The following is a 21,283-nucleotide window of genomic DNA, read 5'->3' as shown; positions in this document are numbered from 1 at the left end:
ATATGGCTCCTTGATGTGGATGACGACGTGGATGATGCGGCCGGCTGCTTGCGGCGGGGCCGTGCGCGGCGGGACGCCGGCGGGGTGCGGGGGGCTGCTGCCTGTGTGCGGGTCGTCGGCCGCGTGCGAGACGATGCCGTGTTTCCGGACATCGTAGGATGCTTGGCTGGATGTGGGGTGGAAGCGGGCATAATGACGTGCTAAAGCAGACAGCTCCCCTCCGTTGGGAGGGGAGCCGATGGATTGAAGTGCCGGTTTACCGTGGTCTGATGGACCGGACGTAAACCAGGCGGGGAAGTGGGGAAGGCTCAGCGGCCGCCGAAGAGTCCGCCGAGGCCGCCGCCGAGGTTCGGAGGAAGCTCGGGCATGCCGTTCTCGCCCATCTGCAGGCCGGCGGGAAGCGCGGGGTTCTGCGGCTTCTTCTGGAACGCCGAGCCGCTGCCCTTGGAGCCCGAGGGTTTGCCGGAAAGGCGCTCGCGCAGTGCCCTCTCCTCGGCCTCGCGCTTCATCGGGTTGCCGGACTTGCCGCCCTTCTTCTTGCCCTTCTTGCCCTTGCGGTTGCTCTTCGTGCCGCCGGGGCCGCCCATGCCGGGGATGCCGCACGAACCGTTGCTCATGCGCTTCATCATCTTCGCGGCCTGTTCGAACCGCTGCAGCAGGCCGTTCACCGCGGAGACGGTGTTGCCGGAACCGTAGGCGATACGGGCGCGACGCGAGCCGTCGATGATCTTCGGGTTGCGACGCTCCTCGGGGGTCATCGACTGGATGATCGCCTCGGTGCGGTCGACTTCCTTCTCGTCGAACATCTCGAGTTCCTTGCGATGCGCAGCCATGCCCGGAATCATGCCGAGCAGATTCTTCATCGGGCCGAGCTTGCGCACCTGCTGCAGCTGGTCGAGGAAGTCGTCGAGGCCGAAGCTGCCGTCGGAGATCTTCGTGGCGGCCTTGCGGGCCTCCTCCTCGTCGAACTCCTTCTGCGCCTGCTCGATGAGGGTGAGGATGTCGCCCATGTCGAGGATGCGGGAGGCCATGCGGTCGGGGTGGAACACCTCGAAGTCCTTGAGGCCCTCGCCGTTCGAGGCGAACAGGATCGGCTTGCCGGTCACGCTCGCCACCGACAGTGCGGCGCCGCCTCGGGCGTCGCCATCGAGCTTGGAGAGCACCACGCCGGTGAAGTCCACGCCCTCGTCGAACGCCTTCGCGGTCTTCACCGCATCCTGACCGATCATCGCGTCGATGACGAACAGGATCTCGTTCGGCTGCACGGCGTCGCGGATGTCTCGCGCCTGCTTCATCAGCACGTCGTCCACACCCAGACGGCCGGCGGTATCGATGATCACCGTGTCATACAGCTTCTCCTTGGCCAGCGTGATGGAGTCGCGGGCCACCTTCACCGGGTCGCCGGTGGTCTGGTCGGGGGAGGCCACGTCGTCGCCGTCGGCCTGCACGCCCGGTTCGGGGGCGTACACGGGGACTCCGGCGCGCTCGCCCACCACCTGCAGCTGGGTGACGGCGTTCGGACGCTGGAGATCGGCGGCCACGAGCAGCGGCGTGTGACCGGCGTCCTTGAGCCAGTAGCCGAGCTTGCCGGCCAGCGTGGTCTTGCCGGCGCCCTGAAGGCCGGCGAGCATGATGATCGTCGGCGGGTTCTTCGCGAAGTTCAGCGGACGGTCGACGCCGGCGCCGAGGATGTTCGTCAGCTCGTCGTTGACGATGGACACCACCTGCTGCGCCGGGTTCAGCGCCTGCGAGACCTCGGCGCCCAGCGCGCGCTCGCGCACCTTGCCGGTGAATGAACGCACCACGTCGAGCGCCACGTCGGCGTCGAGCAGTGCGCGGCGGATCTCGCGGATCGTGCCGTCGATATCCGCTTCGGAAAGCTTGCCCTTCGAGCGCAGGTTCTTGAACGCGCCCGAGAGTCGGTCAGTCAAAGAAGTAAAAGCAGCCATAATGACCCCAAGTCTACCGATGCGGCGGGAAAAGCGGTATAGGGAGGGATGGTCGGATTGCCGGTTTTTTATGCGGGCTTTCGTCGGAGGTTTTTCTTGGAGGTCTGTGGGCCTTGTTTTATGCAAGGGATGTTTTCATGCGCTTGCTTGAATGATTGCATTTTGCTAGCATCGGTAATTGATGACAGCAAAATGACAGCAAAGGGTTCCTGGACTGCCGGGATACGACGAAAGGAGTCATGATGGCGACGATTACCATTCGCAAGGTCGATGACGGCCGGATTGCATTGCTGAAACGGGAGGCGGAAGAGAACAACCGTTCCATGGAGTCCCAGGCCCGTTCGATCATCGAGGATCATCTTGCGGCGTACGTGGCAAAGCGGACGATGAACGCCGCTGATTTTGTGGCCGAGATGCGGGAACTGCTGGACGGGGAATATATAGAGGGGGATGAATTCGACGTTCGTGACCGTCAGGATTATGGACGTCCGTTGCCGTTTGAGGGTGCATCATGATCGTTGTGGACACGAATGTCGTCAGTGAATTGTGGAAGGCGCGGCCGGACACGGCGGTGATGCGTTGGTGGCGGTCCCAAGACCTTGGTGAGTTGATGATTACCAGCATTACCGTTGCGGAGCTTTATCTGGGCGTGCGCCTTCTGCCTGAAGGGCGAAAGCGGGAGCGGCTGGCGGCGGTGGTCAAATGGTTCTGTGGGGATTTCGTCGCCCGGACCGCGGATTTCGATATCGTCGCCGCGCTGAACTACAGCCGCATCATGGCGGAGCGGCGAAGGATGGGGCGGCCCATCGGGGTGCAGGACGCGATGATCGCGGCGATGGCCCGGTCGCGCGGGGCTGCGGTGGCCACGCGGAATGTGAAGAATTTCGAGGGAACCGGTGTGGATGTGGTGAACCCGTGGGGGAGTACGGCTGAATAGGCGGTCGACTCCCCTCAGTCGGCCGTGCCGACAGCTCCCCTCAATCCTGAGGGGAGCCGAAGCGGTGGATGACGTTCATTGCCCATGGCCCTCTCTGTGAGAGGAGCTGTGGTGGATATGGTGAACTCGTGGAAGGCGTGGCTGAGTAAGTGTTTGGCTCCCCTCAAGGTTGAGGGGAGCTGGCCGCCGGAGGCGGACTGAGGGGAGTCGAATACTGGTTGGGGCTGGGACGTGTGGCTCCCAGCCCCAACCAGTATTCAACTACTCGACCTGTTCGCTGAGCTCCATCCACTCGGTTTCAAGGTCGTCGCTTTCCGAGGCGATGGCCTGCATCTGCCCGTTGAGCTTGTTCAGGCCCTCGAAGTCCGTGGGATCATGGGCGGCCATCTGCTCCTCGAGATTGCCCTTCTGCTCCTCGAGCTTGGCGAGCTTGCGCTCGATGGCCGAGATGCGACGTGTGACCTGATGGTATTCCTTGCCCGACAGCTTCGGCTTGGCATCGGCCGCATCGTCGCCGGCGGTGTCCGCGCCGTTGCCGTCTGAGGCCGTGCCGTTGCCGCCCTTGCCGCTGCCACCATTCTTGCCCGAGGCGCCATCCGTGCCGAAGACGGCTTCCGCGCCCTCCTTCTGCATGCGTTCGACCATGTCGAGATAGTCCTGCACGCCGCCGGGGAGATGCCGCACCTTGCCGTTGAGCAGTGCGAACTGCTGATCGGTCACGCGTTCGAGCAGATACCGGTCGTGGGAGACCACGATCAGCGTGCCCGGCCAGGTGTCGAGCAGGTCCTCCATCACGGCGAGCATGTCGGTGTCGAGGTCGTTGCCGGGCTCGTCCATGATGAGAACGTTCGGCTCGTCCAGCAGGATCAGCAGCAGCTGCATGCGGCGCTTCTGGCCGCCGGAAAGGTCGCGGATCGGCGTCATCAACTGGGCGGAGGAGAAGCCGAGGCGCTCCATGAGCTGACCGGGCGTCACCTCCTTGCCGTCCACGATGTAGCTCGGCTTGTAGCGGCTCAGCACTTCCTTGATCTTGTACTTGCCCAGCTTCTCCAGTTCGTCAAGCCGCTGCGAAAGCACGGCGAACTTCACGGTCTTGCCGATGTTCACATGGCCTACGGTCGGGGTGATTGAGCCGTCGATGAGCTTGAGCAGCGTGGACTTGCCGGCGCCGTTCGCGCCGACGATGCCGATACGGTCGCCCGGGCCGATAAGCCACGTCACATCGTCGAGGATCTTACGGCCCGAAACGGTCACGCGCTGTGCGGCGGACGTGACCTCCGGCTTCACCTTCACCTCGGCCACGCCCTGTTCGCGTGCCAACGCCTCGGCCTCGGCGCGCGCCTTCTCCGCTGCGGCGATGGCCTCGGGAATGCCGGCGTCCACCAGACGCGGATCGGCGAGCGTATCCACGGCCACCTCGACCGAACCATGCGGCTGCGGCTCCGCATACATGGCGGTCACGAAGTCCTCGGTCGTTTCGGCGCCATCGGCATGAGCGGCGTCAGCGTTCGGTGCGGGCTTGGCGAAGATCTGGGTGACGTCGACGAGGTCGACCACCTGCTTGCCCAGACGCGACGTCGCCATCTGCTTCAATTCGAGCGTATTGCGTACCGGAGGCACGTCGGCGATCAGCTCGCGCGCGGCCTTCACATGGAACTTCTGCTTCGTCGAACGCGCACGCGCGCCACGGGTCAGCCACGCCAGCTCCTTGCGGGCCAGATTGCGGCGCTTCGTCTCGCGCACATCCGCCTGACGGTCGCGTTCCACACGCTGCAGCATGTACGCCGAATAGCCGCCCTCGAACGGGTCGATCACACCGTCGTGCACCTCCCACATCGACTCGCACACCTCGTCGAGGAACCAACGGTCGTGCGTCACCAGCAGCAGCGCACCCTGCCCCTTGGCCCAGCGGTTCTTCAGATGCTCGGCCAGCCAATGGATCGTGACCACATCCAGATGGTTCGTCGGCTCGTCAAGCGCGAGAATGTCCCAATCCTTCAGCAGCAGTCGGGCGAGGTCGGCGCGGCGGCGCTGGCCGCCGGAAAGCGAGCCGACGCGTGCGTTCAGGTCGATGCCGCCCAGCAGCGCCTCCACAATCTCTCGCGACTTGGTCTCCGCGGCCCATTCGTAGTCCTCGCGGCCTTCGAGCGCGGCCTCGCGCACGGTGGCGTCGTCGTCAAGCGGATCGCGCTGGTCGAGCATGCCGAACGTCAGTCCGCCGCGAATGGTCACGCGGCCCGAGTCCGGTTCCATCGTGCCGTTGAACAGGTGCAGCAGCGTGGATTTGCCATCGCCGTTCCTGCCGACGATGCCAATGCGGTCGCCCTCGAAAACCCCCTGCGTCACATCGGTGAAGATGGTCTTCGTGGCGAAAGCGAGCGAAACGTGTTCAAGTCCCAGGTCATAAATCGGCATAAGCGCCAATCTACCGCCAAGCGACGTCAAACCCTCCATTTACGGGTTTGTGGGTCTATTGACTCGGTTTTGCGGGTCTGTCCGGTTATGGACTTGGCCGCGAATTGGGGTTTGTGGGTCTGTTGGATTGGTTTTGTGGGTCTGTCGGTTCATGATGGTTCATTGGGGATTGGTTTTGTGGGTCTATTCGGTCGATGATCCGATCATGAACTGGTTTGTGGGTCTACACGCCGTATAAAGAGTGGGTCTATCGATTCATTTACGGGTTTGTGGGTCTAATACATACGTGGGGAAGGCGAAACCCCGCTCTTCGTGAACGTTTTGACCCACTTTTCAAATTTAGTGAAGTATTCGACCCACTTTGCCGGTTCTTGTCGAAGTTAATGAACGGCTAGACCCACTTTGCCTAATTTGATGGTCGGATAGCTCGCTTCCCAAGCTTGGTAATCCGATAGACCCACTTTTCGGTTTGCGTCCGAAGACTTATGCCCCGTATCCGAAGACTCATGATTCACTCCCGACGGTCCATGCCCCGCATCCGAAGGCCCATGGTCCACTCCCGAAGACTCATGGGCAATCGGGGTATAGGGTGCATACCTTGGCGACAATGCGGAAAAATGTGGAGGGGTTGTCAGTGTTTCTCCTGTAGCCATATAAAACGTTTGTTTGTAGGTGTCGTACCGTATAGTTAACGGATGTTACATACCCCCGATTGAGAAGAACCCTAGGGCGAACCGACGTTGAGGAAGGGTGGCGTTTGAAGAGGAAGCATCATTGGTGGAATCGAAAGGATTCCGCGACAGCCACCAATATCGAAGCCGGCAATGATAACGATGTCATGGCGGCCGGCGCCCATCAGCTCTCCCAGGTGCTGTATTGGCGGTTCTTCGTCAATCTGATACTCATGGTCGTGGATGGCTCCATGCTCGTGTTCGCGAATCTCATCATGTTCGTGCGCGAACCGTTCTCCTACATCCCCGACGACGACGGCATGGCCAGCGAACTGCTCACCGGTGTGCTCCTGCTGCTGTTCGCCCTTATCTACGTGGCCTGCCTGTACACCGCCGGCATCTATCATCGCCACGTCATGGGCGACGGCTATCAGGTCAACTACAAGATCGTGGAAGGCGTCGTCAAGACGTTCGTCATCCAGGCCGCGGTCAACTACATCTTCGGACTGCCGCTGCCGCTGCACGTCATGATCGCCACCGCTGCGATGACGCTGGCGTTCACCGTCATCGCACGATTCATAGCGCGCCGCATCATCGCCCGCCGTCGCGGCGACGGACGGTTCGCCTACGCGACCATCATCATCGGCTCTCCCGCCTGCATCGCTCGAACGCTCGGCCGACTCCGCCGCCGCACGCAGATGAACTACCGTCCCGTCGCCGTATGCCCCGTCGGCGTCGACCCGCGGACGAAGTCCGTCGTGTCGGTGCCGCTCCCGGCCGACGTCGACATCGACGACAAACTGACCGTGCTGCCGTACGACGCGCGTCTCGGAGCCACGGCCATCGGCATGAACGTGCAGACGCTGCTGATCTGCGACGTCATCCGCCGTGATTCCGTCGAATTCAACGTGCTCTCGCTCGCCGTGGAATCATTGGGATTGGAGATCGCGCTCAGCGCCGGCGCCGCCGACATGGGCGCGCACCGACTCTACCTGCGCAACATCCAGGGCATGCCGGTGCTGACGCTGCGACTGCCGCAGTATGGTTTCGGCACGCGCATGATCAAACGCGCCTTCGATCTCGTGCTCGCCATTTTGGCCATCATCGCATCCTCGCCCATCATGATTGCCACGGCCATCGCCATCAAAATCGACGACGGCGGTCCCGTGTTCTACGGGCAGAAGCGCATCGGCCTGCGAGGACGGCCGTTCCATATGATCAAATTCCGTTCGATGGTCACGAACGCCGACGAACTCAAGGCGAAACTCGCCGAGGAGACCGGCCAGACCGACCGCTTCATCTTCAAGATGAAGCGCGACCCGCGCATCACCCGAGTCGGCGCGTTCATCCGCAAATGGAGCATCGACGAGCTGCCGCAGTTCTTCAACGTGCTGCGCGGCGACATGAGCGTCGTCGGTCCGCGCCCGCCGCTGCCCGAGGAACACGCCCGATACAACCGGCTGTACGCCACGCGCATGTACGTCAAGCCCGGCATCACCGGCCCGTGGCAGGTGTCCGGCCGCAGCAACCTGACCGCCGAGGAATCCGAACAGCTCGACGTCTCGTACGTGCAGGACTGGTCCATCACCGGCGACCTCACCATACTGTTCAAGACCGTGGGCGTCGTCATCACGCATAAGGGCGCCTACTGATGACGACGAAGACGAACGATATGGACGATATGAGGAACGCATCGAACGGCGTCGCCGACGATACGGCGACGCACGACGACGGACGGACGGCCCACGGCACGTCCGACGACGTCGTGCAGCCGAGCGACGTCGTGCGGCCGAACCTCGACGGATTCTCCGCCGACGCGCTCGCCGACGTCACGCAGGGGGCGCGGCCGCGTCGACGCCGCATGAGCGCCGAACATGTGGCTCGTATCCGACGTCGCAGGCGCGTACGTCGAGTGCTGCTCGTGGTGTTCGTGATCGTGGCGGCGATCGGTGCGTTCGGCGCCTACATGGGGTATTCCGCACTGCAGGTCAAACGCGCCGTGGCCGAGGCCTCGCAGGGGGCCAGCGCCATTCCGGCCGCCATCCGCAGCGGCGACGCGAACGCGGCGAAGGCCGGCATGACGCGGCTGTCGAATGGCGTCGACAAGGCCTATGCGCAGACCAGCGGCTTCGGATGGCGGATGCTCGGCGCACTGCCGGTGATCGGCGACGACGTGACCGCCGTGCGCGACACCGTGGGCATCATGCACGACGTATCCGTGAACGCATTGCCGCAGTTGGGACGCGCGGCCGGCAACTTCTCCACGACGTCGATCAGCGTGAACGACGGCACGGTCTCGATGCCCGGACTCACCGAATCGGCCGACGACCTCGACCAGGCCAGCGGCGTGATCGGCGACGCCGAAATCGACCTCGGCCGCGTGCCGACACCGCATATCGCGCAGATCGCCGACGCCTTGGACAACGCGCGCGGCAAATTCGCCGAACTGGCCGACCAGGTGGACGTCTACGCGCGCATCGCCAACGTGGCGCCCTCCATGCTCGACCTCGACGATTCCGGCGCGCGCACGTATCTGGTGATTGCGCAGAACAACGCGGAGGTCCGCCCCACCGGCGGCCTACCCGGCTCATGGGGCACGCTGACCGTGGACGGCGGCCGATTCACGCTTTCCGACTTCGTCTCGGAAAGCACGCTGCCGCAGCTGGACTCGCCCGTACTGGACGCGCAGGACGACGAGATCGCCCTGTTCGGCGAGAACCTGCTGACCAAGCCGCACGACGTGAACTTCACGCCCGACTATCCGCGCGCCGCGGCCATCGCCAAGGCCATGTGGGAGAAGGACCGCAAGCAGACCATCAGCGGCGTCATCATGATCGACCCGTGCCTGCTGCAGAGCCTGCTCGCCGTGGCCGGCGGCGTGACCATCAACGATGCGGCGGCGCCGGACGGCTCCGGCACGGTGACGTTGAACGGTTCCAACACCGCGCAGTACCTGCTGCACGACAGCTACCTTGAGAACCGCACGCCCGGCGAACAGGACGCCGTGTTCTCCGCCGTGGCCAGGCAGTCGTTCGACCATATTCTCCACGCCGCCAACGGCGGCAATTCCGCGGCACTGCTCAACGCCGTCATGACGTCGACCAGACAGGGGCATCTCAAGGTCTGGTCCGTACGCGGCGCCGAACAGGAGCGCCTGCACGACACGGCCATCGCCGGAGAGCTCGAGACCAAGCCGGCCGAACCCAACACCGGCGTGTATCTTTCCGACGGCACGCAGGGCAAGATGAGCTGGTATCTCGACCGCTCGGTGACCAGCCGCAGGACCCGCACCCTGGAATCCGGCGCGCAGCAGTATGCGGTGGACGTGAAGCTCGCCAACACCGTGAACGCGGCCGACGTGGCCGGACTGCCGGACTACGTGACCGGCAAGGGCATGTCGGAGGGATACGACGTGAACCCCGGCGAGATCGCCACCGTCGTATACGTGTACGCGCCGGCCGGCGGAAGACTCGTCGACTGGACGATCTCCGGCTCGGGGTCGGGCGGTTCGAGCGGCGGCAAGGGATTCGACACCATCACCACCCACAACGGACTGACCGTCGGCGTGAAGAAGATCACGCTCAAACCCGGCGAAACGGCAACGCTTTCGGTGACCGTGCAGACCTCGGAACGGGCCGCCGGCACCACCATGACCATTCATCAGACTCCCCTGATTAAGGAGAACGACCAGTGAACATATTCGACCTGCTCAACGTACTGAAAAAGTACCTGCTGCTCGAACTCGCCATCCTCGTGGTGGTGACCGGCGGCGTCACCTGGGCCGTGAAATCCGAGACGCCGGTGTACACGGCCAGCACGCAGGTGTTCGTGCGCATGCAGACCCAGTCCACCGACCTCGGTTCGGTGAACAACGACTCCCAGGCCATCCAGCGGCAGATGAGCACCTACACCAGCCTCGTCAAAACCGAATCCGTGCTGGAACCCGTCATCGAGAACCTCGGCCTCAACATGACCACCGAGGAGCTCGCCGCCAACGTGGCCGCCGCAGCCAACGGCGACACCACGCTCATGACCATCAGCGCGAACAGCAGCGACCCCAAGGAGGCCGCGCAGATCGCCAACGAGGTGGCCACGACGCTCAACAACCTCATCATCAACAACCTCTACACCGACGACGGCGGCAAGCTCACCACGCCCATCAAGTTCTCCGTAGTGCAGAAGGCCTACGCGCCGAGCAAGCCCACCTCGCCGAACGTGAAAAGCGGCGCGTTCAAGGGCGCCCTCGCCGGATTCGTGCTCGCCGTCATCGTGGCGCTCGCCCTGAACTTCATGGACAAGAAGATCCGTCAGATCGCCGACATCCAGATGTACACCAAGGCGCCGGTCATCGGCAACCTGCCGAAGAACCAGCTGCTCGCCGGCAGCGCGCCCGTCATCGTGGCCCAGCCCGCCGGCGCGATTGCCGAGGACATCCGCCGCGTGGCCGTGAACCTCTCGTTCGTCATCCCCAAGGACATGACCAAGGGCAATCTCGTGGTCGTCTCCTCCGGCGGCCCCAACGAAGGCAAGAGCACGCTGGCCATGAACCTCGCCGCCGCCTACGCGGAAAAGGGCGAGAAGGTGCTGCTCATCGACGCCGACCTGAGGAAGCCGTCCATCGGCCAGTACCTCGGCATCAGCGACGCCGTGGGACTTACGAACCTCGCCACCGGGCAGGTGGGCGCCGACCTGGCCATCCAGCGGTACTGGAAGGAGAACTTCCACGTGCTGCCCGCCGGCAAGAAGTCGCCGAACCCGAGCCTGCTGCTCGGCTCCAAGACCATGCTCGCGCTGCTCGAACAGTTCGCACACGACTACGACCACGTGATCGTCGACACCTCGCCGATGGACGTGGCCAACGACGCCGCCATCTTCGCGAAGGAAGGCGCCAAGCTCGTGCTCGTCGTCGGCCAGAACGTGGCCACCAAGAAGTCGCTGCGAGGCGTGGCCGCCGAACTCGAGATGGTGAACGTGCCGGTGATGGGCGTGGTGGTGAACTACGCCGAAGCCGAGAAGCGCAGCAAGTCCAAGTACTACTACTACGCCGACGCCGAAGGCGGCAAGGCCGGCGTTGGCAAGGGGCGCAGGAAAGAGCACGGCAAGAACGCGAAGTGACGAATCGGGCGGGCGCAGGCTCCGAACGGCGAATGACCCCGAACGGCAAGCGAGACCGTACGGCAAGTGAGAAGGTGGAATGAATACCATGCGGAAGACGAAGGTGGTGATGGTGCTGGAGTCCCAGGGCGGGACGCGCCGGCACGTCGTCGACCTGATTCGCGGACTCGACGCGGAACGATTCGACGTGACGCTCATCTACGGCACGTCGCGTCTCGACGCCTCGTTCATCGAGGACCTGCCCGAGCTGAGACGGCACGCCCGGATGATTCCATGCGACGCGCTCGTGCGCAACATCAGCCCCCGGCATGAACTGGCCGCACTGCGGCAGGTGCGGTCGGCGATTCGCGAGATCCGCCCCGACGTGGTGCACTGCCACAGCTCCAAGGCCGGCATCATCGGTCGGCTCGCCGCCAGGCTCGAACGTGTGCCGCGCGTGTTCTACACCCCGCACGCCTACTCGTTCATGGCGCCCGAGTTCTCCGGCAAGAAACGCGTGGTGTTCACTGCACTCGAGCGTTGGTTCAGCCGGCACGCCACCACGCTGACATTCAACGTGTCGGCGGGGGAGAAGCGAGCGGCGCTCGCCGCCGGACTCGACAGGGCCGACAAGTTCCGTGTGATCGTCAACGGCGTGCCGGACGTTCCCGTGCCGTCGCGCGAGGAGGCCCGCGCGGCCCTGGAATTCGCCGAGCTCGGCATCTCCGATGGCGCGCCGGTCGTGGGCGTGACCGCACGACTGGTCGAACAGAAGGATCCGATGACGTTCGCCCGCATCGCCGCCGAGGTCATCCGTCAGCGGCCCGATGCGCACTTCGTGTATATGGGCGACGGGCCATTGGAATCCGACGTACGCGAGTACTGGCGGGGCTGCGGCGAGGATGTGGCCTCGCACACGCATGTCATCGGATACCGTGCCGATGCCGACATCATGGTCGCCGCATTCGACTTGTATCTGCTCACGTCGCTGTATGAGGGCATGCCGTATTCGCTTATCGAATCGCTGCGTGCCGGCGTGCCGGCGGTCGCCACCGATGTGGTCGGCAACAACGAGGTCGTACGGCCGGGCGCCGATGGGCGTACGGCGCGGGCCGGGCAGGAGGCTCGGAACGGCTCGCTGTTCCCCGTCGGCGACGTCGAGGCCGGTGTGGCGGCGGTGGCGGGCATGCTCGACAATCCGCCGAGCCGCGATACCGTACGCGAAACATTTCTTAGGAGGTTCCTCGCCTCGCAGATGGTCCGTGACATTGCGCGGCATTATCGGGGCGAGCTGCTGCCGTCCGAGGCGGAACTGCGCTCGGAAGGCGCGATCAAGGAGGTCCGACGATGATACTCATCAAGGCATGGTACCGATTCACCGGATTGATGCTGAAGGCGCTGTATCGCGTCGTATACGGCCGTCATATGCGCTGGGGCAAGGCGTTCCATATGCGTCGTGGATTCCAGGCGACCGTGGAGAACGGCGGCGAGATCGTCATCGGCGACAACGTGTTCTTCAATAACGGCTGCGGTCTGCATGCACGCAAGCGCATCGAGATCGGCAGCGAGACCATCTTCGGCGAGAACGTGCATGTATACGACCACAACCATCGGTTCGCCGACCCGACCGTCGCCATCAAGGAGCAGGGATATTCCGAAGCGGCGGTGACCATCGGCCGTCATTGCTGGATCGGCAGCAATGTGACGATTCTCAAGGGTTCGACGATCGGCGACAACACCGTAATCGGCGCCGGCTGCGTGATTTCCGGCGATATCCCTGCCGACTCCGTCGTGCGTATGGGCGCGATGTTTCACGTGAAACCGATTCGTCGGGATGGAAATGGCAAGGGCGGCAACCCTCTCGGTCAGGATGCGCCTGACAGTTCCCCCTGCCAGGGAAATCTGGAAAGGAAGGGAAACCCCACCCGCGTGCTCGTACTCGACACCGTCATGGACCGCGGAGGTGCCGAGACCATGATGATGAACTACATGCGCCATATGGACCGCAGCAAGGTGACGTACGATTTTCTCGTCAACCGCGACTACCGTGCCGCATACGAGGACGAGATCGAGGCCATGGGCGGGCATATCTACCGCATGTGTCCGATGTATCCGCAGTATTTCGGCAAGTACAAGCGTCAGATTCGCGACTTTCTGCGCAGACATCCCGAATATCGCATCGTGCACTCCAACCTTGAGGAGCGCAGCTATTTCGGCCTGCGCGAGGCCGCCAAGCTTGGCGTTCCCGTACGCATCGCGCACGCGCACAACCGACCGGTCGGATTCGACCTGAAGTCGATTTTCCGCGAGTACTTCCGCTTCCGCCTGCCGAAGTACGTGACGCATATGTTCGCGTGCGGAGAGGAGGCCGGCGACTGGCTGTTCGGCAAAAAGAACCGTGGTCGCGTGATCCAGCAGCGCAACGCCATCGACACCGCGCTCTACCGCTACGACCCGGCCGTCGCCGCCGAAGTGCGCGCGGAGGTCGGCACGGCCGAAGGCACGTTCGTCCTCGGCCATGTGGGCCGCTTCTTCCCGCAGAAGAACCATGAGTTCCTTATCGACATCTTCGCCGAAGTGCATCGCCAGCGCCCGAGCAGCGAGCTGTGGCTGGTCGGCGGCGGCGAGCTCAACGACGAACTGAAGAACCGTATCCGTGCCAAGGTCGACGGACTCGGCCTGCACGACGCCGTGCGCTTCCTCGGCGTGCGCGAGGACGTGAACCGTCTGATGCAGGGCATGGACGCATTCGTGCTGCCGAGCCTGTTCGAAGGACTGCCCGTCACGATGATCGAGGCCCAGTCAGCCGGCCTGCCGTGCACGATCTCCGACCGCGTGCCCGCCCAATGCGACGTGACCGGCAACGTGCAGATCGTGCCGCTGGATGCCGAACCGGACGAATGGGCGAAGCGTATCCTTGCCCAGGCCGATGCGCCGAAGATCGCCGACCGTGCGCAGGGCCCCGAGCTCGTGACGAAGGCCGGATTCGACATCACCGCCAACGCCCAGTGGCTGCAGAAGTTCTACCTCGGGGAGCTGGCGAAGGCGGAGCGTTCGGCGCAGGCGGGCGGGAGCCGCGCATGAGCCAACCCCGGTCCTTTACCGCCGGCGGCTCGAATGCGGGTCGCCGACGTCAGCACCCGACGCGCAAGGCCACGCAGCTGGCCCTGCGCCGTCGTGCCGCGCGAGACAAGAACATCGTGCTCGCGCTGGTGCCGCTTGTCGCCATCGTGGCTAAGATCATGGTCGCGTTTGTGCTGCCGCCGAAGTATTTCTACGACAACAACCGCATTCTCGGCATGTCCATCGATTCGGCGACCGTGGACGAGTGGGAGGGCACGTATCGTGTGGCCGCCGACCTGTTCAAGAGTCTGAATGTGTTCGGCTTCCAGACCATGCTCGACTGGTCGTTCACGCTCGGCGTCATCTTCACCATTCTGGTGTTCCTCATGGTCATCCGCGTGGACAGCCCCGACTTCCTCCAGTCGATTTTCATTCTCGCGGCGACGGGTCTGCTGAACATCTACGTGTTCAACATCGGCAAGGACATCATCCAGTTCGCGTTCTTCTTCGCGGTCTATATCATCCTGATTCTGCCGATCGATAGTTCCATACTGAAGATCGGTCTGAGCTGCGCGGTGCTGTATTACGAAAGCACGTTCTTCCGCGAATATTACGTGCTTATCGCCGCGCTCGTGCTGTTCGTGTTCGTGCTGCTGTCGATGTTCCGTCTGAGCAAGGGTGATTTCAACGCGCCGACCGTCGCGGCGATCTGTGTGATCTGCTTCCTCGGCATCTACGCGATGATGGTGGTCGCGCAGGCCATCATGCCCAGCGAATATCAGCAGATGATTGGTCTGCGCGCCGGCTACTTGACGGCCTTTGACGGCAGTGCCGATTCGCAGACACTGATTAAGAACTGGATTCCCGGTGACGGTCTGCCGATTTTCATGGCGAATTACCTCGTCAATGCGATTCGTATGCTGTTGCCGGTCGAATTGATGCTGAAGGGCATGTACTATCTGCCATTCTTCGTCTTCCAGCTGCTCATCACGTTCTACATGGTCCATCTGCTGCGGCGAATCAACAAGGTGCACGACAAGTCGCAGTTCCTCGCGCTGTGCGTGTTCATCGGCTACGCGTTGGCGTCGTTCATCTTCGAACCGGACTTCGGCTCGTGGGTGCGTCACGAATCCGCCACGTTCCCGGTGCTGCATCTGCTGATTCTCAGCAACAACCAGCGATTGAAGTTCTTCGCCCCCAAGGACGACGTTTTGGAAGGAGCCGTATCATGACCGATGCCAAGCGATTCATCGCCGGCGACGCCCGCCGATACGGAAGCAACCCCGGCATGCTCTCCTACATGAAACTACGATTCGCGCAGCAGGGGTTCCGCTATACCACCATGCTGCGCAAGGCCCAGGCGCATCCCAATGGACTGCTGCATTATTGGTATCGTTGGCGACTGCTGAATCTCTCCAAGAAGACGGGATTCCAGATCGGATATGGCGCCAATATCGGTCTGGGGCTGTTCATCGGCCATCGTGGCACCGTCATCGTCAATGGCAGGGCCACGCTCGGCAGCAACGTGAACCTGAGCCCCGGCGTGGTCATCGGTCAGGAGAACCGTGGCCGGCGTAAAGGCGTGCCGACACTGGGCAATCGCGTGTGGGTCGGTTCCAATGCGGTCATCGTCGGCAACATTCATATCGGCAATGACGTGCTCATCGCACCGAACGCCTACGTGAACTTCGATGTTCCCGATCACAGCATCGTCGTCGGCAATCCCGCACGCGTGATTCACCGGGATGATGCAACCGACGGTTACTGCCACAATCTCGGCGATGAGCTTCTCCCCGACGACCACTATGCCGTACGTTCCACACAGCAAGGAGACGAGTGATGACCCGCCACATCGCGTTCTTCTCCGGTGACATCACCCGTTCCGGCGGCACCGAAAACGTCTCCATCATGATTGCCAATGCGCTGGTTGAGGAGACAACGGATCGTATCTCCTTCGTCAGCCTGTTCGAGGAGAATCCTGAACCGTTCTTCGCCATCGACGGACACATCGAACGTCATACGGTGTACCCGACCGTCACCCACGGCATCCAGCATTACTTCGATACGGTCCGTCGTCTGCGTGCGCTCGTGAGGCAGCATGATATCGACGTGCTCATCGATATCGACGGCATCCTCGACATGTACTCCCTGCCGTTGAAGCGCAGGACCGGTGTGAAGGTCATCTCGTGGGAGCACTTCAACTTCAACCAGAACCCCGGTGTGCCCTACCGCAAGCTCACTCGACGATGGGCCGCCCGCCGCGCCGACGCCATCGTCACGCTCACCGAAGCGGACAAACGACTGTATGAGAGCAATCTCAAACTGCGGTGCCCGGCCGTGGCCATTCCCAACCCGATGCAGACGGTCGCGCCGGCCCCGCGGTATGACGCCGAATCCAAGCTCATCATCAGCTCCGGCCGCCTGACCTACCAGAAGGGTTTCGACATGCTCGTGGACGTGGCCGCCAAGGTGCTGCCGCAGCATCCCGACTGGCGTTGGCTCGTGCTCGGCGAAGGCGAGGACCGCGAGATGCTCGAGCGCAAGGCCGCCGGAACCGACCATGCCGGCCAGCTGGTTTTCCACGGCCGTGCGGACAACATGGGGGATTACTACCGCAAGGCCGCCATGTTCGTCATGACCTCCCGATTTGAGGGCCTGCCCATGGTACTGCTCGAAGCCAAGGCGTACAAGCTGCCCATCGTGAGCTTCGACTGCGAGACCGGTCCCGCCGAAATCGTCGCCGATGGCGTGAACGGCGATTTGACCGCCGTCGGTGACATCGACGCCACGGCGGCTGCCATCAACCGGCTGATCGATGATGCCGAGCGACGCGCAAGCTATGCCGCCCATGCTCTCGACGGCGCCGAACGCTTCGGCAAGGCGGCAATCATCGAGCAGTGGCGGCGACTGTTGAACGACGTCTGCAAGTAACAACCCACCCGAGTAAGGACCACATATGACCGAAAACAAGAAAGCCGCGCTCATCACCTATCATGCCGCGCACAACAACGGATCGTTCCTGCAGGCGTACGCCACGCAACGGAAGATTCAGCAGCTCGGTTACGAATGCGACATCATCAACTTCTCCACACCGCGTCAGCAGTATCTGTATGACGTATACAAGAAGGTCTCCGGACCGAAGGACATCGCCAAGAATCTGTACGCGTTCTTCCATCACAAGCTGATTCAGCAGCGTCACGACGACTTCACGAATCTGATTGACTCGGCGCTCTCCCTCACGCCGAAGTTCTACGAGGACCCATCCCAGATGGGAGACCTCGAAGCACAGTACGACGTGTTCGTCTCCGGCAGCGATCAGATCTGGAACACGGACGCCTGGGATTACAGCGATGCCTACTTCCTCAACTTCGTGCATGCGAAACCCAAGGTTTCCTACGCCTCCAGCATGGGCGGACACATCCTCGACAAGCGTGGCGATACGGCGCTCGCCGACCGGTACCGCAGGCTGCTCGCCGATTATCGTGCCGTTTCCGTGCGTGAGAAGTCCGCACAGGAGTATCTCCAGCCGCTGATCGACCAGCCGGTGACGCAGGTCATCGACCCGACACTGCTGCTCGAACAGAAGGACTACGAGGCGATTACCGCACCCCGATTGGTCGACGAGCCATACATCTTCTACTACGCCATCGACTCCATCGAGCTCAATGACAGTGCCGCCAAGGCGGTGCAGGCATATGCCAAGGAGACCGGGCTGCCCGTGTATGTGATGTTCACCGGCAACAAGTCGTATGGTCTTGAGAAGTATGGCTTCCACATGCTCGATGTGGCGGCTCCCAATCATTACCTCAGCCTCATCCGTCACGCCGACCATGTGCTTACGGCATCGTTCCACGGCACCGCGTTCTCCATCCTGTTCGAGAAGCAGTTCCACGTGGTTCGTGGCATTCGCAACGGCAAGGTGAACATGGATGACCGCATGAGCTCCCTGCTCGCCACCTGCGGGCTGGAGAAGCAGCAGCTCATCGAAGGCATGCAGTGGCATGACGAAGCCATCGATTTCACGCAGGTGCGACCGAAGCTCGCCGAGGAAAAGGCACGCTGCACGGAATTCCTCACCAAGGCATTGGCCGACTGATTACGGAAAGAGCATACGATGAAGGAAACCATCAAAAAACTGATTCCCGAAAGCCTCATTGCTCGGCTGCGCGGTCTTGAAGCCGATATGAAGCTGCACCATGAAACCGCGCATCAGATGAGGCGATTCCGTCGGAACTATGCCCGCCGCGGCTCCATGCGACAGGAACACCTGGAAACCCGCATCATCTTCTTCACCCATCAGATTGAGAAAGGCCTGAGCCATACCGACTTTCGCTACGGATTCGGCAAAGGCGTGCTTGCACAGATGGCACCGCTCATGGCCGCCCTGCGTGCAGTCGATTCCGATATTGCCCATAATGACGTCTACCAGACGGCAATCTCATCGTTGCATGAATACCGTGTCCGGCACGAAGCCGCACACGTCGATCTGACATATATGCGCGACCTGTTTGATGCGGCGACATGGAACGCCATCGCGGCCACGGAGAACACGACCGGCGGCGCCATGGTCATTCGGTCATCCGACAAACGACACAACGATTCCCTGACGTTCACGCAGCTGATGGAGAAACGCCATTCCGTGCGCGAGTTCGCCGATGAATCGGTATCCGCCTCGGAAATCACCAAGGCCGTGGACATCGCCATGCGTACGCCATCCGTGTGCAACCGCCAGCCCACCCGCGTGCACATCATCACCAACCCGCAGCTTATCCGTCACGCCATGCCATTGCAGGGAGGATTCCGCGGATACCCGATGCCGCCGGCGCTGGTGCTCATCACCGCCGACAACCAGGCATTCATGAATCAGGACGAACGCAACGAAGGCTACACCGATGGTGGTCTGTTCGGCATGTCCCTGCTGCTGGCCCTCGAGGAACAGGGGCTGGCCGCCTGCCCTCTCAACACCATGCTGCCCATGAAGCGTGATGAAGCCACCCGCAAGCTACTCGGCGTCCCCGACAGTGAATTCCTCGTCATGTACATCGCCGTGGGGCATTTCCGTGATGAGGTGATGACCTGCAAATCGCAGCGTTTCGCCGCCGACAGCATCGTGACGGTGCACGCATGAGCGAGAAGGACACCATGGCCGGCGGCCGGACATCGGCATCGGCACCATTGATCAGCGTCATCGTGCCGGTCTACAAGGTCGAACAGTATCTTGCCGACTGCGTCGCCAGTATCGTGAACCAGACCTACCGCAATCTGGAAATCATCCTCGTGGACGACGGTTCGCCCGACCGTTGCCCGGAACTCTGCGAACAGTGGACCGAACGGGATGATCGCATACGTACGGTCCACAAAGCCAACGGCGGTCTTTCATCCGCCCGCAATGCCGGACTCGACGTCGCCAAGGGCGATTACATCGCCTTCGTCGACAGCGACGACACCATCGAACCCGACATGATCGAGACCATGCATCGTTGGATTCGGGAACATGACGGCGTTGACGTGGCCATGTGCGGCACCGTCAAAGTATTCGACGACGGGCACGAAGACCATATCGACGCCGCGCTGCCGAACAAGGTCTTCACCCGTGCCAACGCCCTGCGGTCGTTCCTCTACCACTACGAACGCATGGCCAGCGCCGTATGGAACAAGCTGTTCGACGCACGATTCTTCCGAGGAACGGAAGCCATACGCTTCCCGGAAGGGCTGAACAGTGAGGATTACTTCGTGCTTAGCCGCGTCTACAACACCATGGGCGGACTGTACTTCAGCGCCAAGCCGCTGTACCGTTACCGCATCCGCGAGAACTCCATCACCACGGCATCGGTGAACGAGCACAGCTTCGACAAGGCCCGTATCGCCGAACTGTGCTGCGAATACCTGGAATCACAGGGCTATGGCGATGCAGCGGCGCTCGCATACTGCCGTATGCAAGGCTGGTACGACGTACTCTACGACCTGCTTGGCAAGCGAGCCGACGCGGCCGCCATCAGACGATGCCGCAAGGCACTGGCCCGGACCGTGCCGCCGGTATTGCGCGACCGTTCGCTATCGTTCGGCCGCAAGGCCCGAATCCTGCTCATGGCCACAACGCCACGAGCGTATCACCGCATCTCCAGCCGTTCGACACGTTGATTGATGAAAGGTCATTATCATGCCTGAAAAACGTCTATGCGCATTCATCCTGCCGTATTACGGCAAGATGCCCAACTATTTCCAACTGTTTCTGAACTCATGTGGAAAGAATCCGGAATACGATTGGCTGTTGTTCACCGACGACCATACCGCATACGATTATCCGGCCAATGTGCACGTGCACTATGAGACGTTTGCGGATATGCAGCAGCGCGCCAGTGAGCGGTTCGACTTCCCCGTCGCTCTCAAGGCGCCATACAAGTTGTGCGATTTGAGACCGATGTACGGGTACATCTTTGCGGAGTATCTGAAGGAATACCGATTCTGGGGATATTGCGATTGTGATTTGGTGTTCGGCAAGCTCGGTCATTTCATTACCGCAGAGATGCTTGACGAGTATGACAAGATTTTCGCGGTCGGACATCTGTCCCTGATGCGCAACACCGAGGAAAACAACCGCCGATTCATGCTGCCGCTGAACAACCGGCCCATATACCAGGAAGTGCTGCAGTCGACACGTGGTTTCACTTTCGATGAAAGCTATCTGCCCACCAACATCAACCGTATCTATCAGGAGCACGGATTGCCGATCTATCTGACCGATCTTTCCGGCAATACACGTGCCAAAGCGGAGCGGTTCGAGCTTACGCATTTCGATTCATCCTTGGGGGTCTTCATGACGGAAGCGCCCCTGCACGCCGTATATACATGGGACAACGGTGTATTGTCCCGGAGTTATTTCCGTCTTGGGGAATTCGCCACCCAGGAACTGATGTACATGCACTTCCAGCGTCGTGATATGGATGTGCGCATCGATGGCGACGATGCCATGCATTACAAGATTCTTCCCGGTTCGTTCGAGCCATTGGAAGTGGAGGAGGTCACTGCGGAGAATTTCAAGTCGATTCGGTGGAGGCGACTGAGCAATGAGCTATCGCATCGTCGGAAGATCATGCGGGGCGAAGTTCGGTTCTGGAAGAAACGTATACTCTCCAAGCTGGGAAAGTGACGGT

At 61.8% G+C, this 21,283-nt stretch carries 16 protein-coding genes and 2 pseudogenes; 14 read left to right on the top strand and 4 right to left on the bottom strand.

Going from position 1 to position 21,283, the window contains the following annotated elements; genetic code table 11:
- Window positions 1-308: 308 nt before the first annotated feature.
- Window positions 309-1,949 (bottom strand): signal recognition particle protein, encoded by a 1,641-nt coding sequence (gene ffh / locus CS006_RS02620; protein ID WP_100510200.1) that lies wholly within the window; start codon window positions 1,947-1,949, stop codon window positions 309-311.
- A gap of 239 nt (window positions 1,950-2,188) precedes the next feature.
- Between ffh and CS006_RS02615 the strand changes: the two genes are divergently transcribed.
- Both CS006_RS02615 and CS006_RS02610 read left to right on the top strand, forming a co-directional pair.
- The gene (locus CS006_RS02615) at window positions 2,189-2,464 is read left to right on the top strand and encodes a FitA-like ribbon-helix-helix domain-containing protein (protein WP_100510199.1); all 276 of its coding nucleotides are present in this window, start codon (window positions 2,189-2,191) and stop codon (window positions 2,462-2,464) included.
- On the top strand, window positions 2,461-2,886 hold the full coding sequence (locus CS006_RS02610; protein ID WP_100510198.1) for a type II toxin-antitoxin system VapC family toxin: 426 nt from the start codon (window positions 2,461-2,463) through the stop codon (window positions 2,884-2,886). Before CS006_RS02615 ends, CS006_RS02610 begins: the two co-directional genes overlap by 4 nt.
- A gap of 261 nt (window positions 2,887-3,147) precedes the next feature.
- On the opposite strand, the pseudogene CS006_RS11085 reads toward CS006_RS02610, so the two are convergent.
- Together CS006_RS11085 and CS006_RS11080 are read right to left on the bottom strand one after the other, a co-directional pair.
- Window positions 3,148-4,161: pseudogene (locus CS006_RS11085) on the bottom strand (ATP-binding cassette domain-containing protein); the annotation flags it as partial.
- A 45-nt stretch (window positions 4,162-4,206) separates the two neighbouring features.
- A pseudogene (locus CS006_RS11080) lies at window positions 4,207-5,301 on the bottom strand (ABC-F family ATP-binding cassette domain-containing protein); the annotation flags it as partial.
- Between the two features lie 757 nt (window positions 5,302-6,058).
- Here CS006_RS11080 and CS006_RS02600 point away from each other — a divergent pair.
- The 9 genes from CS006_RS02600 to CS006_RS02555 all read left to right on the top strand — a co-directional run bounded on the left by CS006_RS02600 (window position 6,059) and on the right by CS006_RS02555 (window position 18,225).
- The gene (locus CS006_RS02600) at window positions 6,059-7,624 is read left to right on the top strand and encodes a sugar transferase (RefSeq protein WP_100510196.1); all 1,566 of its coding nucleotides are present in this window, start codon (window positions 6,059-6,061) and stop codon (window positions 7,622-7,624) included.
- A gap of 29 nt (window positions 7,625-7,653) precedes the next feature.
- Window positions 7,654-9,666 (top strand): DUF4012 domain-containing protein, encoded by a 2,013-nt coding sequence (locus CS006_RS02595; RefSeq protein ID WP_133119518.1) that lies wholly within the window; start codon window positions 7,654-7,656, stop codon window positions 9,664-9,666.
- On the top strand, window positions 9,663-11,087 hold the full coding sequence (locus CS006_RS02590; protein WP_100510194.1) for a tyrosine-protein kinase domain-containing protein: 1,425 nt from the start codon (window positions 9,663-9,665) through the stop codon (window positions 11,085-11,087). Before CS006_RS02595 ends, CS006_RS02590 begins: the two co-directional genes overlap by 4 nt.
- Before the next feature lie 88 nt (window positions 11,088-11,175).
- The gene (locus CS006_RS02585) at window positions 11,176-12,417 is read left to right on the top strand and encodes a glycosyltransferase (protein WP_207759987.1); all 1,242 of its coding nucleotides are present in this window, start codon (window positions 11,176-11,178) and stop codon (window positions 12,415-12,417) included.
- Window positions 12,414-14,150, top strand: coding sequence for a glycosyltransferase (locus CS006_RS02575; RefSeq protein ID WP_243386622.1), 1,737 nt, complete (start codon window positions 12,414-12,416; stop codon window positions 14,148-14,150). The genes CS006_RS02585 and CS006_RS02575 overlap by 4 nt, the downstream gene beginning before the upstream one ends.
- A complete protein-coding gene (locus CS006_RS02570) occupies window positions 14,147-15,361 on the top strand; it encodes a hypothetical protein (protein WP_100510193.1) in 1,215 nt (404 codons plus the stop codon). Before CS006_RS02575 ends, CS006_RS02570 begins: the two co-directional genes overlap by 4 nt.
- The gene (locus tag CS006_RS02565; protein ID WP_100510192.1) at window positions 15,358-15,969 is read left to right on the top strand and encodes a serine O-acetyltransferase; all 612 of its coding nucleotides are present in this window, start codon (window positions 15,358-15,360) and stop codon (window positions 15,967-15,969) included. The genes CS006_RS02570 and CS006_RS02565 overlap by 4 nt, the downstream gene beginning before the upstream one ends.
- Window positions 15,969-17,060 carry a glycosyltransferase family 4 protein gene (locus CS006_RS02560; protein ID WP_100510191.1) on the top strand — a complete coding sequence of 364 codons (1,092 nt, stop codon included), beginning with the start codon at window positions 15,969-15,971 and terminating at the stop codon, window positions 17,058-17,060. Before CS006_RS02565 ends, CS006_RS02560 begins: the two co-directional genes overlap by 1 nt.
- A gap of 25 nt (window positions 17,061-17,085) precedes the next feature.
- Window positions 17,086-18,225: a polysaccharide pyruvyl transferase family protein gene (locus CS006_RS02555; RefSeq protein ID WP_100510190.1), complete on the top strand. Its 1,140-nt coding sequence runs from the start codon at window positions 17,086-17,088 to the stop codon at window positions 18,223-18,225.
- Here CS006_RS02555 and CS006_RS10910 read toward each other — a convergent pair whose 3' ends face one another.
- Window positions 18,226-18,543, bottom strand: a complete 318-nt coding sequence (locus CS006_RS10910; RefSeq protein WP_243386620.1) for a hypothetical protein — start codon at window positions 18,541-18,543, stop codon at window positions 18,226-18,228.
- A gap of 81 nt (window positions 18,544-18,624) precedes the next feature.
- Between CS006_RS10910 and CS006_RS10905 the strand changes: the two genes are divergently transcribed.
- Genes CS006_RS10905 through CS006_RS02540 form a run of 3 tightly spaced genes read left to right on the top strand, consistent with a single transcriptional unit; the run spans window position 18,625 to window position 21,279 of the window.
- Window positions 18,625-19,257 carry a nitroreductase family protein gene (locus tag CS006_RS10905; protein ID WP_243386611.1) on the top strand — a complete coding sequence of 211 codons (633 nt, stop codon included), beginning with the start codon at window positions 18,625-18,627 and terminating at the stop codon, window positions 19,255-19,257.
- On the top strand, window positions 19,254-20,270 hold the full coding sequence (locus CS006_RS02545; RefSeq protein WP_243386609.1) for a glycosyltransferase family 2 protein: 1,017 nt from the start codon (window positions 19,254-19,256) through the stop codon (window positions 20,268-20,270). The genes CS006_RS10905 and CS006_RS02545 overlap by 4 nt, the downstream gene beginning before the upstream one ends.
- A gap of 19 nt (window positions 20,271-20,289) precedes the next feature.
- Window positions 20,290-21,279 carry a DUF6625 family protein gene (locus tag CS006_RS02540; protein WP_100510188.1) on the top strand — a complete coding sequence of 330 codons (990 nt, stop codon included), beginning with the start codon at window positions 20,290-20,292 and terminating at the stop codon, window positions 21,277-21,279.
- The last annotated feature ends 4 nt before the right edge of the window (window positions 21,280-21,283 follow it).

This window comes from Bifidobacterium primatium (genome assembly GCF_002802875.1).
Lineage (GTDB): Bacteria > Actinomycetota > Actinomycetes > Actinomycetales > Bifidobacteriaceae > Galliscardovia > Galliscardovia primatium.
Note: the sequence above shows the minus strand (reverse complement) of the source record. Positions and strands in the feature narration are given on the sequence as shown.

Coding starts and splice junctions, on each gene's coding strand:
- ffh (WP_100510200.1), bottom strand. CDS start 1,949: ATGGCTGCTTTTACTTCTTTGACTGACCGACTCTCGGGCGCGTTCAAG.
- CS006_RS02615 (WP_100510199.1), top strand. CDS start 2,189: ATGATGGCGACGATTACCATTCGCAAGGTCGATGACGGCCGGATTGCA.
- CS006_RS02610 (WP_100510198.1), top strand. CDS start 2,461: ATGATCGTTGTGGACACGAATGTCGTCAGTGAATTGTGGAAGGCGCGG.
- CS006_RS02595 (WP_133119518.1), top strand. CDS start 7,654: ATGAGGAACGCATCGAACGGCGTCGCCGACGATACGGCGACGCACGAC.
- CS006_RS02585 (WP_207759987.1), top strand. CDS start 11,176: ATGCGGAAGACGAAGGTGGTGATGGTGCTGGAGTCCCAGGGCGGGACG.
- CS006_RS02575 (WP_243386622.1), top strand. CDS start 12,414: ATGATACTCATCAAGGCATGGTACCGATTCACCGGATTGATGCTGAAG.
- CS006_RS02570 (WP_100510193.1), top strand. CDS start 14,147: ATGAGCCAACCCCGGTCCTTTACCGCCGGCGGCTCGAATGCGGGTCGC.
- CS006_RS02565 (WP_100510192.1), top strand. CDS start 15,358: ATGACCGATGCCAAGCGATTCATCGCCGGCGACGCCCGCCGATACGGA.
- CS006_RS02560 (WP_100510191.1), top strand. CDS start 15,969: ATGACCCGCCACATCGCGTTCTTCTCCGGTGACATCACCCGTTCCGGC.
- CS006_RS02555 (WP_100510190.1), top strand. CDS start 17,086: ATGACCGAAAACAAGAAAGCCGCGCTCATCACCTATCATGCCGCGCAC.
- CS006_RS10910 (WP_243386620.1), bottom strand. CDS start 18,543: ATGGGCAATATCGGAATCGACTGCACGCAGGGCGGCCATGAGCGGTGC.
- CS006_RS10905 (WP_243386611.1), top strand. CDS start 18,625: ATGCGCGACCTGTTTGATGCGGCGACATGGAACGCCATCGCGGCCACG.
- CS006_RS02545 (WP_243386609.1), top strand. CDS start 19,254: ATGAGCGAGAAGGACACCATGGCCGGCGGCCGGACATCGGCATCGGCA.
- CS006_RS02540 (WP_100510188.1), top strand. CDS start 20,290: ATGCCTGAAAAACGTCTATGCGCATTCATCCTGCCGTATTACGGCAAG.